The following is a 16,993-nucleotide window of genomic DNA, read 5'->3' as shown; positions in this document are numbered from 1 at the left end:
GCAATCAAAGGTTAAATGGCTTAAGAAATGCTTTGAAAAAAATGAACCAACTCAAAGAATTCGTCTGCTCCTGTCAAAAAGCTGTGATTTTTTGACGGAAAAATCCTCTTTGCTCCACACAGCAAAAAAACAGTTGGTTCAATACCCCTATGAACCAACCGTCTTCTGCAAATCTTTATTTAGCAAAGGAATCTTGACTCCCATAGCGATCAAAATGGAGGGTTTCGCTTTCGAGATAATCGATGATCGCTTTGGGGATCAGGACCCCTTCTTGCTGAGCTTTTTCAAAGTGTATTTGACTGATCGCTCCAGGATAGTAGACTTGTGATTGCCCTTTTACTGGCGGGATTGCATGCAGCTCAGTCACCATCTGATCGATGCTTTGCTTGAAGGTTTCGGTGTCCGTAAAACGAGACGGATCGATCACCAAAAGGAATTGTCCTAAGCGACGTTTTTCCGTCAAGTCCGCATACATGGAGGTGACCTGTTTACCAAAAGCCAAGCCTAGCATCGAGCCGGCTAAAATATCCACCATCATCATTAAGCCATATCCTTTGGCACCAGCGATTGGCAATAATCCTTGGACTGCATAGGGGTCGGTGGTAGGCAAGCCTTGCTCGTCTACGGCCCAAGTATCGGGGATCTGCTGTTTCTTCGAGCGAGCGTCCAAAATTTTGCCCCACGCTTGAACCGTTGTCGCCATATCAAAAACCACCGGTGGATGGTTGGCTCGTGGTGCTGCAAACGCAATTGGATTGGTACCAAAATAGTTTTCGGTCCCACCAAAAGGCACCGCCATCGGATCCGATTGACACATGGCGATCGCCACTAAGTCGGCTTCAGCAGCCTGTTTGACGTAATACGCCATCGTCCCGCTATGGCTGGTCTGCTCGATTCCTACTGCAGCGATCCCTGCTTCTTTCGCCAGATGAATGGCGATCGCAATCGCTTCGTTGCACACATAATGCCCCATGCCGTTATCTCCGTGAAAAATTCCGGTAGCGGCGCCTGTTTTTTCAAAAGACATGTTTGGTTCTAGCGTGATGCCGCCTTTTACTAAGCGCTCGGCATAGTAGTCCATCCGCACGGCACCATGAGAATGGATCCCGCACGCATCCGCAAAGGTCAAATGCGCCGCTGTTTCACTGGCCGCGGCTTCTGGCAAACCAGCAGCCAAGAGTTTCTTTTTCATCAATGCTTCTAATTCCAGCAGAGAACGTCTGCTCATTTCTTCCATCTTTTTTCCTCCTTAGAAAAAGAGAAGCACGCTTGGCAACGGCTTCTCTTATTGATTAAACACGCGATAATCCAGTTCATCGGCTGACTTAGCGATCAGCAGCGCTGAATAGACGTCTGAGTTCACGTTCAAAATTGTCCGCAGCATGCCAACAAACCATTCGACACCAGCAAATAGCGCAATGCTTTCGATTGGTAAACCAAGCTGGGGAACGATGATTGCCAAGGAAACTAACCCCGCTCCGGGAACAACTGCATTGGCTAAAGAAACGAAAGTCGCAGTTACAGCTACCGTCACCATTTGGATCCCGTCAAAGTTGATTTGATACATTTGGGCGATTGTCATGACGGTAATCGCCATATGCATCGCTGACCCATTGCTGTTCAAAGACATGCCCAATGGCAATACCAAATTGGTGATGCGGCTACTGAGTCCTAATTTGTTCTGGGATTCTTCCATAGCGATCGGCAGCGTGATGGCAGAGGAGGTCGTCGCCAATGCCATGACCGACATATTCTTCATATTTTTGATCAATCGTAACGGATTGATCCGACAATACACGGTCAACAAGACTAGCCACAGCCCAAGGAACGTGACGGTGGCTAGACCGTAGACAAGCAAATAGCTGCCTAATGGCAAAATGATCTGCAAGCCCAGGGAGCTGATCGTTGAAGCGATCAAAGCAAAAATACCGATTGGTGCCACGATCATCACGTAACGAATGATGGCAATGACGACCTCATTCAGATCCACGATCAGCCCATAAAGAGCTGACTCAGGTTTCTTTTGCATAAAGCGATTGAGGGCAACACCAAAAAATAACCCAAAAACGATGATTTGAATAATTGACCCTTTACTCAACGCATCGAAAATATTCGTGGGAATAAAGTTGATCACTGTCTCTGATATAGAAATTTCTTGTGCTTGCAGAGGTTCGCCGGCAGCTTGTGAAAAGTCGATCCCTTTGCCTGGAGCAAAGAAGAGCGCCATCAGCACGCCCCATGCAGCAGCGAATAAGGAGGAAATCCCAAAGACAGCGATCGTTTTTCCACCCAAACGAGTGAGTTCTTTCGGGGCAATCCCCCCAACTGCTTGAATGATTTGGCCAACGATCAATAATGGGATCGCCATTTGCATCAGACGCAAGAAAAGATCGCCCAAAATTTTTAGGAACGAAGCGGCTTGCCCAAAGAACAAACCGCAAAGAATCCCTAGAAGAACGGCAATAACGATCTGCGTCACCATCGGTAGTTTTTTTGCTTTCACTTTGATCCCCTCTTTATTTTCGAAGTATGGTTCCTGTATGCTGATCCAGTTCAGCTAACTTTTCGATTGAGGTAATAATCGCGGTTCTGGCTGCATCTTCTTCAACAAAATCAATCGCAGCTTCTATTTTTGGCAACATACTGCCCGCTGCAAAATGGCCTTCCTCGATGTAGCCCTTGGCTTGTGCCACACTGATTTCCCCTAAGGCTTGCTGATTCGGCTGGTTGTAATTGATGTAGATATTGTCGACACCAGTCAAAATGATTAGGCGATCGGCCTGCACGTCTTTTGCTAAGACACTAGCGGTAAAGTCCTTGTCGTTGACGGCTTCCACGCCAGTAAACCCATTGTCGTTGCGAACGACAGGTACGCCACCACCACCGGCGCAAATCGTGATCACACCAGCATCGACCAATGTTTTGATGGCTTCTTTTTCAACGATTTCTTGCGGTTTCGGGGATGGAACCACTTTCCGGTAACCACGCCCAGCATCTTCTTGATATACCCCGCCATTGGCTGCCATCGCAGCATTGGCTTCCTCTTCACTATAAAAAGGTCCGACTGGTTTGGAAGGTTTCTCAAAGGATGGATCTGCTGGATCGACACGAACTTGGGTGACTAATGAGATCACCGATGGATGTGCTTGTCGTGTGGCAAACTCATTGATCAAGGCATTTTGCAGCCAATAACCGATACTTCCTTGGGTCATTGCCACGCAGCTGTCTAATTTCAATTGGGGATTTTTTTCACTTTCCCCTGCTTTTTGCTGCAACAGTAAGTTGCCGACTTGTGGTCCATTGCCGTGACAAACAATGACTTTTTCCCCTTTTTCGACAAAATCGGCAATATAACGTGCTGCTTGCGCAACAACTGCTTTTTGTCCTTCATCACTAGGGTCTTTATCTAAAATAGCATTGCCGCCTAACGCGATCACATTCAAACTCATTTTATGCTCTCCTTCTGATTTTCCTTTGCTAATACGGCAAAAACACCTAATCCGATCAGCAGTAATAGACAAGACAGGTAAAACCCGACCTGCATCGATCCTAAAGAATCGGCTAAAAAGCCAGTAACATAAGGTGCTAAGATCGACCCCGACATCCCGATAAAATTATAAGCACTCAAAGTCGTTCCTAAGGCGCCTTTTGGTGCGTTTTTCGTCACAAAGGTCACGACGATTGGATCAAGCGCCAGCTTGCCAGTCAATCCATACAAAATCAAGACAGTGATCAATAAGGTGCGATCCGTTACAAAGGCAATGGCAAATACGGAAAGGGTCGCCAATGGGACCAATAAATAGACTAATTTTTTCGTTGCGCCCGTTTTATCATTCAATCGAGCAAAAATCAACGCACCTGGAATTGATGCCCATGGGACTAAGGAAGCAATAAAGCCGACACTCGCCCCTTCAAAACCACGCTCGGCAATCAAGAATTGCGGCAGCCAAGTAATGATCACAAAGTTTGCATAAATGCTGGTAAAGCATAGAACAAAGGCTGCCACGAGATTGCGGTTTGAAAAAATCTGCTTCAAGGAAATCTTTTCTTTCGGCCCTTCTTCTTTTATTTCTTGTCCTTCATCTTCTGGACGAATCACTTTTTCTTTCAAAACAAAATAGAACAAGACACCGACGATCAAGGTCGGAATTGCCATTAGGAAGAAGGGTTGGCTCCAATGGCCCCCGTTATCCAAGACTAATTTACTAGAAAGCAAGTACCCACCAGACGTTCCAAACGCCATCCCACTGTTGATAATGGCATTTCCGACGGTTCGTTTGTTGTCGGGAATCGCTTCGGTAGACAATGCGTATTGCGGACCGTAATAGGCACCTTGACCAATCCCTGCAATGGCACGAATCACTAAAAACAAAACAAAGCTTGTGGCTAGCCCACTGAAGTACGTAGTCACCGCCAATAAAACAAAGCCTAGAGCGATCACTAATTTGCGACCGATTTTGTCGCCGATGATCCCAAAAGGAATTTGCGCAACGGCATAAGTCAAAAAGAAAATACTATTGGCAAGTCCTAGTTGTGTGTTACTTAAATTGAATTCTTCACCGATCACACCCATGATTGGATTGAAGATCGTCCGTGTGGCGTACATTAAAATCCAGCCGACAAAGAAAATAGCAACGACTTTTTTCCAGTAAGAATTGCTTACTTTGACCGCATCTTTCTGGTTACTGATTTCCATGATTTCTCCCCTTTTCTATTCTTTCTCCTCAAGTGACAATGACTCCAACGCTAACAACAACCCAAAGCTAAGATCTTTGCCTGACGAATGACCGATGGACATCAGCTGCTGCACATCGTTTTCCAGCACCTGCGGGTTTTTACTTTTTACGTCTTGGAATAATTGCAGCATTACCGAATTGACATACCCTTGACTGGCACTTTGAATATAAGCAAGGCTGACATCCGTCGTAGACAGCGGTTTTGCCAATGCTTGTGCTAACGCGTCGGCTTCTGGCTGTTGCAAGGCATAGAGCATCGCTTGATAGGCAACGAGAAGATCATCGCCGCTAGGTGTCAATCCTTTGCCGCGGCCAATCAGGTGAGCAATGATTGGTTCCCAATCTGAGACAGGCTGCCGCAATGCCGCAAACACTGCTTGGGTTTTCTCATCTTCGGGCAACCCAATCTTGGTTTCTAGTTTTTGTTGAAGCAGGATTTCTTTCAAAAGCTGCAATTCCGCAGAGGTGAAGGATAACTCCTTCACCTGCAGCGAAACCAATTCTTTTTCCTCTAATGAAAGAGAAAATGTTCCTTTTGTGCTGTAAAAAATCAGACCATGCTCTCGGACTTGCACGCGATTGCCGACCTCGATCAAAGGCAGGACTTGCTCAAACAATGCATCTGGTAAAAAGACGCCGAAGCCAGTCAAATAGTTGCGATAGTTGTTGATATTGACCAGCTGCTGCCCGATCATCACATTGAATGAACGATCAAACACGCTATGCACCCGACCGATACGACCGAATCGTTGCAGTGGGTCTAGATAATCACTGATTTTGATTTTCTCAGTCAACATCGATCCCCAGATCCTTCGCATAAGCCGTCAAAGCATTTTCAAAACAGCCTAACGGTGCACGCACCGTGCCTGCACCCACTTGACCGACACCTGCTTCTTTATGGGCAATCCCAGTATTAATGATTGGGGTGATGCCTGTTTCAACGACTTTGCGGATGTCGATCCCCAAACAAGTCCCTTGGAAGTCCCATGTTGGGATCGAGAAAGTCGGATTATGACCGAAACAGATTTTTGCCATTTCATTGGAAGTTTCTAGCGCATCTTCAAAACCACCAGCGCCGACAAAGCGTGTTACCCCTGGTGCGGCTACCATCGCCATTGCTCCGACACCGACGGTTTCAGTAATGGCACTGTCCCCAATATCAGGATTGCCATCTGCTTCGGTAAACCCAGTAAAGTACAAACCTTTCGGCGTATTGACTGGTGCAGTATGCCATTGGTCTTCTGTTTGGGCGACACGAACCCCAAAATTGACACCGTTTCTCGTCATGGTGGTCACGATCGTTCCTTTAGCATCGACACGGGCACCGTCAACGATGGCTTTCCCGGTTGCCATCATGATATTCAAGAAGAACTGATCGGTATCTGCTAAGAACTTGATCACTTCATATTTTTGCTTTTCATCGATCTCTGTTTGGATGATCAACGGCGCGATTTCTTTCAAAAAGTTCAATGATGCTGCAATATTTCGTTGATGGAATTCATCCCCCATTGTGATCGACCGGGCAATCAATACATTCAAGTTGATGCCTTCTTCTGTTAATTGTAATGCCTTGGCAATGGTTGGTCCTAAGACGTCTTTGATCCAATCCAAACGATCGATGACTTCTTGTGAATAGGCACCAAATCGTAAGACTTTACCGATCCCTTCGTTCAAAATACAGTAGGCTTTGTTGCCGACAAGGCGGTTTTCAACCACAAAGACAGGCATATTCCCAGAAGTGATTCCCCCCATTGGTCCAACTGCCTGTACATGGTGACATGGCATAAAGCGGACTTCCCCACTTTCGAGTAAGCGGCGGGCTTCGTCTTCATCCTTCGCCCAGCGTTCAAACAAGGCAGCGCCGATACAAGACCCTTGCATCGGTCCCGTCATTTCCGACCATTGGATCGGCGGTCCTGCATGCAGCAAGGTTTTCTGACTTTCGTTTAATTCAGCGATCACTGATTTAGCCGGAACGACATCGATCAAGAATGGTTGGGCATTTTTGATTTTATCCGTCACTGCTTGGTTTTCAGCTGTGATTTTTTCGTCAAATTCTTCTAACGCGTCTAAAATACGGATCATTTTCTTGTTGCCGTTAGCACGAGGACGCCAGTTAAATTGTTCTGTTTTCCCGCCATATTGCAGGATCGATTCATTGAAGCTTTGCAAGCCAACATTGATGATCCGTGGTTTGGTGGTCAACAGCTCCATCACTTTCTCGCTAACTGTCGGCACCTCAACTTTGCTACCAGTATAGTCATTGACCGCTTTGTCTGCTTCAGAAAGAGTCGCCCCTTTTAAGGCGAGGGCTAATTGCACTGCTTGAGCATTGCTTGGTGCCACATAGACGCCAGCTGCTTTCAAACGGTTGACTGCTTCTTGGTAGTTTTGCGGATCTTTTTCAGTTCCGCAGACGGTAGCAACAAAGTATAGCGCGCGATCAGCTGCTTGGGCTGTTTGCTGTGCAGCTTCGATGGCTGGTAACAGTGCACCTACCATATCTGCATGTGCGCCGTAACCTAACACCACATCAAATAAAATGACCCCGGTTTGCTCATCTTGCGCATAGTCTTCGATTTTTTTGATGCGCACTTCAGGATCGATCATTGGGTGCGGTTTGCCTTGGGTATAGATATCATCACCAAGGTCGATCACATCATAGCCGTGGGAATGCAAGATATAGCCTTCTTGTTTTACAAGGCCTTCTAGATTCAAGGCTTCGGAGATCAGCATTCCTGCTTCGGCAGCTAATGTACCGCCAGAATAAAGACCTTTGACCACTTTGTCTTCAGCGAGTTTGGGCACATCTGGGGTTGCCACGCGTTCAAAATAGTTCGCTTTGACGGGTTCTTCATTGGCAAGATCAACAGCGATGCGCGCTGTTTCTTCCAGAGTATGTGCCAAATAGACTTTTCCTTCATGGGCTTCTGGTTTTTCTCCTAAGAAAATCGCTACCACTGGTTTGCTGATACTTTGCAGCAATTGAACGACTTCATCCCGCACTTCTTTTGCAGGTGGTTTCGAGATCACGCAAATCACATCTGTCGGTTCATGATTTTCTAAAGCAACGATGGCATCTTTGACAGTGATCGCCCCAACTTTGTCGCTTAAGTCACGTCCGCCGGTCCCGATGGCATGAACGACACCACCGCCTAATCGGTCAATGATCGTCGTCACTTCTTGAATCCCCGTACCAGAGGCACCAACGACGCCGATGTTTCCTGGTGCCACGACATTCGTGAAGGCAATCGGAATGCTGGAAATAATACCGGTCCCACAGTCAGGCCCCATCATCAATAAACCTTTTTCATGAGCCAGCTTTTTCAAACGCACTTCATCTTCGATAGCAACATTGTCCGTAAACGAGAAAACATGCAAGTCATTTTTCAAGGCTTTTTCCATCTCGGCTGCGCCATATTCCCCAGGAATACTAAATAATGCAACATTGGCATCCGGCATTGCGCTCAAGGCTTCTTGCCATGAAGCCGCCGCTGGCGTTTCTTTGCCTTGATCTTTTGCTGAAAGATCAGCTAAAAATGAATCGATTGCTGGCATTACTTGATCCATGATCTGTTCGTTTTGGCTATCGACTACAATCATCATATCGTTGGGTGAAGCACCTTCAGCCTCTTCAGAAAGCAAGCCAGTGTTATTTAATATGTCTTTGTTTGCATCCGTCCCCATCATGATTTGACTCATTTCGACATCGCCTAGATCATTGATCGTATTCGTCAGCAGCATTAAGTTAATGGAATCTTGGTAGTTATTCTTTAAGATTACTGTGTGCAGCATTTGTTCTCCTCCTTTTCTTACACTCTCATTCTAACGAGCCTTGTTTGCGTTTTCATTGGATAAAGTTCTAAAAAAATGCTATACTTTTTATCCAAAAGAGAAAAAAGGAGCATTTTATGAAATTAAAAGAATTGGTTGAACTGCCGCTTTTTGAAAAAAGTAAAGTCCTGACTGGCTCCATTGGTTTAACAAATTCCGTCGGTTCCGTCATGGTGCTGGAAGCGATGGACATCGAGAAATGGAGCAAAGCCCATCAATTGATTTTGACTTCTTTTTATGCCTTCAAAGACCAATCCCCTGAGGAACTGCGTGTTTTTTTTGAAAAAATGCAGCAAATCGGTGTCAGCGGTTTAGTGATCAAAGTGGATCGCTTGATCCCTATGATCCCAGATTGGGTGATCGAGCTTAGCTTTGCTTATCAGATCCCTTTGATCAAAGTGCAGCAAGAAGTCAGCTATGAAGCCATCATGCTAGCGGTTTACGAACCATTGCTAAATCACCAAACCCAGCTGCTGCGTACCTATTACGAAGTTCGCCAGCGCTTCATGAAAGTTGAGCGCAACCACTCTTCTTTCGATCAGATCATGCAGGAGTTCTATCAATTGATCGAAAAGCCTTGTTCGTTGCGCATCCCCCATTTAGATGTGCATGTGTCCGTCGGTCAATCCTTTAAGAATTTCGTGGTGACCAAACAAGAACCCATGAAAACCATCGAGTTTACCAAGAACCACTACGAATATTTGGAATTATTTTCTCATGAGAACAATCAATATGTGACTGCCATAAAAGTAGAGATCATCAATCCTTACAATGATCTGTGTACCTTGATCGTTTATCAGAAAGATTCGCAGATCCCTGAGGCAAAAGTCATGATCATTGAAAATGTGATCGACGTCATTTATGAACGCCTCCAAATGGAGTATTTGTTGAAGAAAGAACGCTACAATCGCATGAACAATCTTGCCGATGCGATCTTACAAAACACTCCTAGTAATTTGGCTGAGCTGGATCTTTTGTTAGAAGAAGCGCAACTGGATCGCTACGATTTCTACCAAGGCATTGCCTTTGCTTCCAACAGCTTTAAAGATAAGGAGCGTAAGTCCGTCGTTTTGCACAAGCTACGGGCGTTGAAAACACCCCACGTCTTTTTTGAACACCACAATTATTTGGTGATCCTCTATAATTTCCAATCGATCGCCCATCAGGTGACGAAACAGATGCTGCAGACACATTTTGATGATGCCCTGTTAGCCGATGAACATGGCTGCTTGGTGGTCAGCGAAGTCTTGCGCAAGGAACAGATCAAAGAGATCCTGCCAGAGTGTTTGGATGCGATCCGCTTCAATCGGCAGTTTTATTTGGCGCCGATCATTGCCTATAGCGACTTAGGTATCTTTAGTTCCTTTATCAAGGAGAACCAACTGGAAAAGCTGCAGCAAAGCATTCCCCCGAAGCTGTATCAACTCTCGGAAGAAAATGAAGAGCTGTTCAAAACGCTGTATACCTTTTTTATCACGAATCGCAATTACAAAAATACGGCTGAAACCTTGTTTCTTCATGCCAAAACGATTCGTTATCGGCTAAGCAAAATCGAACAGTTACTAGAGATCGATCTGACAAGTCCGATCCAATTAGTCAATTACGAGATCGGCACCTATTTATTAGAGCTTCAGAAAAGGAGTCAAGCAAAATGAAAAAAGAATGGCAATTGACCACCGGTGCTTCGGTGTCCCTTTATCCTGCTTCGGAGAAATACGTGATTTACTTTCACGGCGGCGGTTTTGTTTATGGAACCCGTCAAGACATTCCCGCATCACTGATCGCACTATTTCAAGAGCAGCAATACAGCATCCTCACAGTCGATTATTTACTGGCGCCCAATTCCTCGTTAGCGGAGATTTTGGCGCTGAACTGGCAAAATTTTCAAGAATTGCAAGCAACTGTGCTTAAAGATAACCCGTTTTGTTTCTGCGGACGCTCAGCTGGCGGTTATTTGATGCTGGCGCTGACCCAGCAATTACTGAAGGAACAACAGAGATTGCCTGAAAAACTGGTCAATTTTTATGGGTATACCGATCTTTCTTTTATTGAAAACAAACGAGTCTTGCAGCAGCCGCTCTTAAGCAAAGAGCAAGTCCCTTCTTTGGATCAAACCGAGATCGTTTGGGATGATCCGCAGTTTCAGCGCTATTTGCCTTATGTTTATTGGGTTCAACAGCAAGAACTCACCACGATCTATGGTCTAACAGCTGAAGCTCTTTCTGACTATGCCATTGATCCTGAGCTGCTTGCTCAATTTCCTCCAATTTTCAGCAGTGCCAGCAGTACCGATGAGGAAGTTCCTTTTCGTTACAGCAAAGGCTTGAAGAAAGTGCCTAAAAGCAAATTTGTCCCTGTCTATGATTTGCCCCACGACTTTTTGAAAAACGTCGAGGAGCCGCAAGTCCAAATGGTGTTTCAGCAGCTCGCCCGTTGGCTCAAACAATAATTTGATACAAGTAAAGTGAAAATAATGTTTTTTTATTTCGACGAGTGCACAGAAAAACTCTGATTGCCTTCGCTTCCTCCTTATCTCAAAAAACGTGTGGTTTAATGAAACTCTTTTAATAAAAAAAGGCTTGATACAGGCTCAATTCAAGAGAGAATGCTATACTAAAGGGGAGTATGTTATAGGAAAGAAGGATGAGGTTTTATGCATTTTGTCGGGATTTTGTGTTTGATCCTAATCACGACGACCCTCTTCTCGCATCTGGCGAGACGGATGGGCGTTCCTGCTGTCATCGGGCAGTTGTTAGCGGGGGTTTTATTAGGAGGCGCAGGACTCAATTGGGTCCATCCAGATATTCTGGTTCATGATTTTTCAGAGATTGGTGTTATTTTGCTGATGTTTTTAGCGGGATTGGAAAGTGATATTTCTTTATTGAAACGCTATTTTCGTCCAGGGATGCTCGTTGCCCTTTTGGGGATCGTGTTCCCTATGCTCTTCGGGTATGCCACGGGGGTCGGTTTTCAAAGCAGTCCCACAGAAGCGTTCTTTTTCGGGATCGTATTAGCTGCCACCTCAGTCAGTATTTCTGTCGAAGTATTGAAAGAGTTGAATGTGGTGAATACGAAAGAAGGGTCGACGATTCTTGGTGCTTCCGTCGTGGATGATATTTTGGTCGTGTTGGTTTTGAGTCTTAGCCTTTCCTTTTTAGGCGGCGAAAGCAGCCAAACAACACCACTGCCGGTCACCTTATTGGTAGAATTGATTTATTTTGTGTTGATTTTTCTATTGGTGAAATGGATCGCTCCGTTCTTATTGGCACTTGCAGAAAAGCTATTTGCAAATTCCGCGGTGATCATCATGTCACTGATCATCTGCTTAGGAATGGCGTATCTTGCTGACCTCGTTGGGTTAAGCTCGGTCATTGGTGCCTTCTTCGCAGGGATCGCTGTCAGTCAAACGAAGGTTCGTGAGGAAGTGGAACACAGTGTCGAAGCATTAGGTTACGCCGTCTTCATTCCGGTGTTCTTTGTCAGCGTTGGCTTAGAAGTTGATTTTTCCCGCTTAAATGAGCAATTATTCTTTATTCTTGCCTTTACCGTGGTCGCGATCTTGACCAAACTGGTCGGCGGCTATGTCGGGGCGAAAATCGCGAAATTCTCGAACAACAGTGCTTGGATGGTGGGAGCTGGAATGATTTCCCGAGGTGAAATGGCATTGATCATTTTGCAGATTGGTCAACAAAACCAATTGATTTCGTCCGCATTGTATTCCCCTTTGGTGATCGTTGTCTTGTTGAGTACCTTGATCTCTCCCCTGATCTTAAAATACTTTACGAAAAAGATTTATTAAGCGATGTAGCAACAGCTAGGCGATACCGATGATTGCGAAAAAAACAGCACGGGTTTTGTAGTGACCGCTCAACGGCCGATTGTTGATCGAACGTTGGGCGGTCGCTTCCTTTCCCGCGCTGTTTTTCTTTATACAGTTATAAAAGCGACAATGCTGCTAGTTACTGGAAACCAATGTTAATTTTCCATGATCGATTTGATACACGTCATCCGCGACGGCATCGATAAACGCTTGATCGTGAGATGTGAACAAAACCATGCCTCGATAGCTGCGAATCAATTGTTCCAAGACGGTGATTGTCGGCAGATCAATAAAGTTCGTCGGTTCATCAAGTATCAAGACATTGGCAGGTTGAGTAAAGATGCGTGCGAGCTCGACCCGTGTCGCTTCTCCGCCGCTTAGCACATTGACTGGCTTCATCACGTCAATCTGGCTAAATCCCAGATTGTGTAAAATACTGCGGACCAGTGGTTCCTGATAGTCTGTTTGAGCCATCAATTCCGTCAAAAGCGGTGTGGTGCTGTTTTTTCGATAGCCCATTTGCTCGTAGACCGCAAAGACGATTTTCGGTGATACATAGATTCCCTCTCCGCCTGCGATGATTTCTTTTAGTAAAGTCGACTTTCCCGAACCGTTCGGACCCACGATAGCGATTTTCTTCCCGGCAGCAAACTGGAAACTGCTGCTGTCTAGCAAACGTTTCGCCCCTCTTTGAATGGTTACTTGCTCCCCACGAATCGGTCGTTTATTATGCAGCTCCACTGCAGGGACTACTGGAAAACAAATCACCTGCTGCCGGGCGACGCCCTTCACTTCTTCCAACTGATCCAAGCGGCTTTCCATGGCTTTGACTGTTTTTTGCAATGACTTTTGCACCGTGTCTTTTTGTTTTGATGACGACAAACGGTCTGGTCGGATGTTCTGCTGTCGCTTTTTTTCAGAAATACGACTGCTCTTGATCGCTTGTTCTTTTTTCTTTTGGATTGCTTGGGTCAACTGCTGTTTTTGTTGCTGATACTGCGCAGCCTCCCAGGCAACACGCTGTGCCGCTTGCTCTTTTTGCTGTCGGTAACTGTCATAATTGCCAGAATACTCGGTGACTTTTCCTTGATCGACTTCCCAGATTTTCGTTGCCAGCTGATTCAATAGATACCGATCATGACTGACCACGATCAGGGTGCCATAATGATACTGCAGTTCATCAATCAAGACTTGAATTCCTTGCTGGTCCAAGTGGGTCGTTGGCTCATCGAGCAAAAGTCCTAACTGATAGGAAGATAACGTTTGTGCCAACCGGTATTTGGTCTCCTCCCCGCCGCTTAGTGTCGCCAATTCATTTGTTGGGATCGAAAAACGACCGAACAGCGCCCAGTCAAGGGCCTCCGTCTTTTCAGTCACCTCAGCGATTTGCGGGAAATAGTGAAACGAATTTTCTTTTTGGATCGTTCCTGAATCAGGATCGACCACTCCCGCAATCAACTTCAGCAAGGTAGACTTGCCTTGCCCGTTTGCTCCCACGATCCCGATACGATCCGTTTGATAGGCGCTCAGTTCTTCAATGTTCAGTACTTCTTTGGACCCATAATTTTTGATTAGATTGTTTATTTTTACACTTAATTGTTCCATCAGTCTGTCCTTCCCGTCTAGGAAAACGCAAGCACAAAAAAAGGGCATAGCCTACCGCTATACCCTGATTTTAATAAGAAATTGGAAAAAAGAGGACACTCATCCCTTGAAATCACGATTGCCTAGACTTTTGAAATAGATTTAAATTAGCTATTCAAAAGGTCAATCCACAATTTCATCGATGCTGTCATGTTTTTTCCTCCTCTTTTTGTCGTAGTTGTCTATTGAATGACGAGCGGAAAATCAGCCGATACTGTTTACCGTTTACGGTATTTCAGGAAGCTTCTTTCGTCTATCAACGAATCAATCGTAGCACGTTTTCAAAAAAGAGTAAAGTTTCATCACAAGAATGATTGGTCTTATACGCCATCGGTGATTTTTTCTGCTAATTTGACCGAGGCTTTTTCACCATTGAAGACTGCATGATCCAGTTCTCCTTCATCATGAGCAACGATCAACGCCACTGTGACGTCAGGGTCAACATTCAAGAGGGTCCGAAACATCCCAGAAAACCAATCGATCCCAGCCAGTAAGGCGATGCTTTCATTAGGCAGTCCTAACATAGGTAAAACCGTAGCCAGTGTGACTAATCCGCCGCCTGGAACGACGATCGTTCCCAAGCATGCCAACGAGGACAACAAGACCACTTGCAAAAGATCCCCCCAGCTCAATTGGATCTGGTAAGCCTGAGCAACGGTTACGATTGCCAGGGCTAAAAATAAGGAGAGCCCATTGCTATTTAAGGTCATGCCCAGAGGCATCACGAGCTTATTGATTCGATCACTGATCCCAAATCGTTCTTTGCCATCTTCGATTTGAAACGGCAATGAAACAGCAGAGGAGGTGGTCGTAAAGGAAACCACCGAGAGGCGCCACATGTTCTTTATCAAACGAAACAAGGAAACTTTGCAATAGAGCGACGTCAAGAGAAACCAAAGAAACAAAAAGAGCAAAGATGCTGCTGCTAACGTCAATAAAAAACTGGCTAACATTCCCAACACGCGAATACCGGTATCTTCTACTAAGGAAGCAACTAGGCCGAAAATTCCGATCGGCGCCAACTTCATGATCATGCTGACCATTTTTAACAAAATATGATTAAAACTACCGATCATATCTAGAAACAGCTGATTCTTTTTTTCATGCTTGATCAAGCTCAAGGCAAGGCCAAAGAAGAGCGAAAAAATAATCACTTGGATCATATTCTGCTCCACCATGGCTTGAATAATGTTCAGTGGAACAAAGTTTAAGATGACTTCTTCCATGCTGCTGGTACTTAATGCGGTTTCTGTACTTTGCAGCAGGGACTGATCAAGGCCTGCGCCAGGCTTGAGGATCAAGGCGAACAAGAGACCGAAAATAGCGGCGACGAGGGTCGATCCAGTAAACCAGAGGAAGACTTTCCCGCCGATCCCACCTAATTCTTTTGGATCAAGTCCCCCCACCGCTTCAATCACCGAGCCCATGACCAGTACGACCACAGACATTTGAATCAGTCGCAAGAAGAAGTCCCCGACTAGCTGCATTTGATCACCTAACCCGGGAAAGGAAACGCCCCAAAAAATCCCCAATACCGTTGCAATCATGATTTGGTTGGTCAAACTGATTTTTAAGGATCGTTTTTTCATCTGTTGTGCCTCACTTTTCTACTTGGCTGTTTTCTTAGAGTTTACAGTCAAGAATAAGAATGTACCACCGATCAACAAAATAATTGCGATATAAAAGCCCATTACTTTTGACCCTGTTGCATCCGAGATCGATCCGGTCAATGTTGGTGCGATAACGGAAGACATCATGCCGAAAAAGTTGAAGACCCCTAATGTCGTACCGACCCCAACTTTGGGTGCATTTTCCCCTAGCCAAGAAATGATGATTGGTTCAACCGCTAATTTCCCAAGGAACCCGTACAAGATCAACGCGATCATTAAGAAGGTCGAATTTGTCGCTTGCACCGTTACTAATAACATCAACGCCGCCAACACTTCTAAAATAACGATAAAAGTTACTTTTTTGTGCATATATTTGTCTGCCAAGCGGCTAAAGAATAATGCCCCAGGAATGGAAGCAAATGCTACCAATGAAGAAGAGAATCCGATCGCGACTCCTTGGAAGCCTCGTTCTGTTCCTAAGAAGTTTGGTAGCCAAGTAACCGTCATATAGTAGGCATAACACGTCGCAAAATATAACACATAAGTAAAGAGCATCCGCAGGGAGAACAAGGTCGAAAGGGAAACTTTTTCTTTCGGCTGATCCGTTGTTTCTTCTTCAGCTGCTGCTTGGCTCTCCAAGAAAGCCACGTCTTCTTTGTTGCTGCGGATCACCAATGCAAAAGCGATCGTCATACAAACGATCAAGAAAGCGGATAAATACATCATTGTTTGCCAAGGCATGTTCATCTGAATAACGATAAAGCTTGATAAGATCATCCCAAACCCTGAACCAACGGCAGAACCACTATTGACGATCGCTGTTGAGAAGCTCTTCTTTTCTTTCGGAATGTTCTGTGAGGTCAAAGAATACGCGGAACCATAAAATGACCCACAGCCGATCCCTGCTAAAAAGCTACCGGTATAGATCATGGAGATTGAAGAGGCTTGTGAAATCAGTAAAGCTGCCAGTGCAAATACCACGAATCCTGGAAGCAGAACTGTTTTCTTCCCAATCTTATCCACCAAAAAGCCGGCCGGGATCTGCATGATTACATAGCCGAAAAAGTAAAAGCTGGCAATCGATCCTAATGCTGTATCAGAAATATTGCCGCCAAGTGACTCATTGATTTGCGGATAGACTGGCGATAACGCAGCACGATAAATCCAGATAGTGACCCAGCCTGAACACATTAAGATAATAATTTGTTTCCAGTAGGCAAGCCCACCACGTTCTTTATTGATTTCCATTTTTTTCCCTCCATCAGTTACACAAGTAAAGTTTGTGAAGCACGCCAACGAAAGCGCTTTAAGATAGTCTTAGTGTACGTTTTTTTGCCGACGATTGCATT

The 16,993-nt window shown here is 45.2% G+C and carries 12 protein-coding genes; 3 read left to right on the top strand and 9 right to left on the bottom strand.

What is annotated here, in order from left to right:
- Window positions 1–175: 175 nt before the first annotated feature.
- The 6 genes from allD to fdrA are packed head-to-tail and all read right to left on the bottom strand — an operon-like array spanning window position 176 to window position 8,531.
- Window positions 176–1,237, bottom strand: a complete 1,062-nt coding sequence (gene allD, locus IGI82_RS04985; RefSeq protein ID WP_375856914.1) for an ureidoglycolate dehydrogenase — start codon at window positions 1,235–1,237, stop codon at window positions 176–178.
- Window positions 1,238–1,285: 48 nt separating this feature from the next.
- Entirely contained in the window at window positions 1,286–2,503 is a 1,218-nt protein-coding gene (locus IGI82_RS04980; RefSeq protein ID WP_194193159.1) for a dicarboxylate/amino acid:cation symporter, read from the bottom strand.
- A 13-nt stretch (window positions 2,504–2,516) separates the two neighbouring features.
- Window positions 2,517–3,449 (bottom strand): carbamate kinase, encoded by a 933-nt coding sequence (arcC, locus tag IGI82_RS04975; protein WP_008379201.1) that lies wholly within the window; start codon window positions 3,447–3,449, stop codon window positions 2,517–2,519.
- The gene (locus IGI82_RS04970) at window positions 3,446–4,696 is read right to left on the bottom strand and encodes an MFS transporter (protein ID WP_005225376.1); all 1,251 of its coding nucleotides are present in this window, start codon (window positions 4,694–4,696) and stop codon (window positions 3,446–3,448) included. Before IGI82_RS04970 ends, arcC begins: the two co-directional genes overlap by 4 nt.
- Window positions 4,697–4,711: 15 nt before the next feature.
- On the bottom strand, window positions 4,712–5,533 hold the full coding sequence (locus IGI82_RS04965; RefSeq protein WP_438841807.1) for a DUF2877 domain-containing protein: 822 nt from the start codon (window positions 5,531–5,533) through the stop codon (window positions 4,712–4,714).
- Window positions 5,523–8,531 (bottom strand): DUF1116 domain-containing protein, encoded by a 3,009-nt coding sequence (fdrA, locus tag IGI82_RS04960; protein ID WP_015509195.1) that lies wholly within the window; start codon window positions 8,529–8,531, stop codon window positions 5,523–5,525. The genes IGI82_RS04965 and fdrA overlap by 11 nt, the downstream gene beginning before the upstream one ends.
- Before the next feature lie 116 nt (window positions 8,532–8,647).
- On the opposite strand from fdrA, the gene IGI82_RS04955 reads away from it, so the two are divergent.
- The 3 genes from IGI82_RS04955 (at window position 8,648) to IGI82_RS04945 (ending at window position 12,369) form a co-directional block, all read left to right on the top strand.
- The gene (locus IGI82_RS04955) at window positions 8,648–10,225 is read left to right on the top strand and encodes a PucR family transcriptional regulator (protein ID WP_005225373.1); all 1,578 of its coding nucleotides are present in this window, start codon (window positions 8,648–8,650) and stop codon (window positions 10,223–10,225) included.
- Window positions 10,222–11,019, top strand: a complete 798-nt coding sequence (locus IGI82_RS04950) for an alpha/beta hydrolase (protein ID WP_087627072.1) — start codon at window positions 10,222–10,224, stop codon at window positions 11,017–11,019. The genes IGI82_RS04955 and IGI82_RS04950 overlap by 4 nt, the downstream gene beginning before the upstream one ends.
- Window positions 11,020–11,223: 204 nt before the next feature.
- On the top strand, window positions 11,224–12,369 hold the full coding sequence (locus IGI82_RS04945) for a cation:proton antiporter (RefSeq protein ID WP_438841806.1): 1,146 nt from the start codon (window positions 11,224–11,226) through the stop codon (window positions 12,367–12,369).
- Between the two features lie 156 nt (window positions 12,370–12,525).
- Here the strand turns inward: IGI82_RS04945 and abc-f are convergent, their stop codons facing one another.
- From abc-f to IGI82_RS04930, 3 genes are all read right to left on the bottom strand, one after another.
- Window positions 12,526–13,995 carry a ribosomal protection-like ABC-F family protein gene (gene abc-f, locus IGI82_RS04940; protein WP_087627071.1) on the bottom strand — a complete coding sequence of 490 codons (1,470 nt, stop codon included), beginning with the start codon at window positions 13,993–13,995 and terminating at the stop codon, window positions 12,526–12,528.
- 359 nt (window positions 13,996–14,354) lie between these two features.
- Window positions 14,355–15,623: a dicarboxylate/amino acid:cation symporter gene (locus IGI82_RS04935; RefSeq protein WP_087627070.1), complete on the bottom strand. Its 1,269-nt coding sequence runs from the start codon at window positions 15,621–15,623 to the stop codon at window positions 14,355–14,357.
- Between the two features lie 18 nt (window positions 15,624–15,641).
- A complete protein-coding gene (locus IGI82_RS04930) occupies window positions 15,642–16,892 on the bottom strand; it encodes an MFS transporter (protein WP_005225368.1) in 1,251 nt (416 codons plus the stop codon).
- Window positions 16,893–16,993: the final 101 nt, after the last annotated feature.

This window comes from Enterococcus sp. AZ067 (genome assembly GCF_051715005.1).
Classification (GTDB): Bacteria; Bacillota; Bacilli; order Lactobacillales; family Enterococcaceae; genus Enterococcus_D; species Enterococcus_D casseliflavus.
The sequence above is the reverse complement of the archived record's forward strand: the minus strand, read 5'-3'. Positions and strand labels throughout refer to the sequence as shown.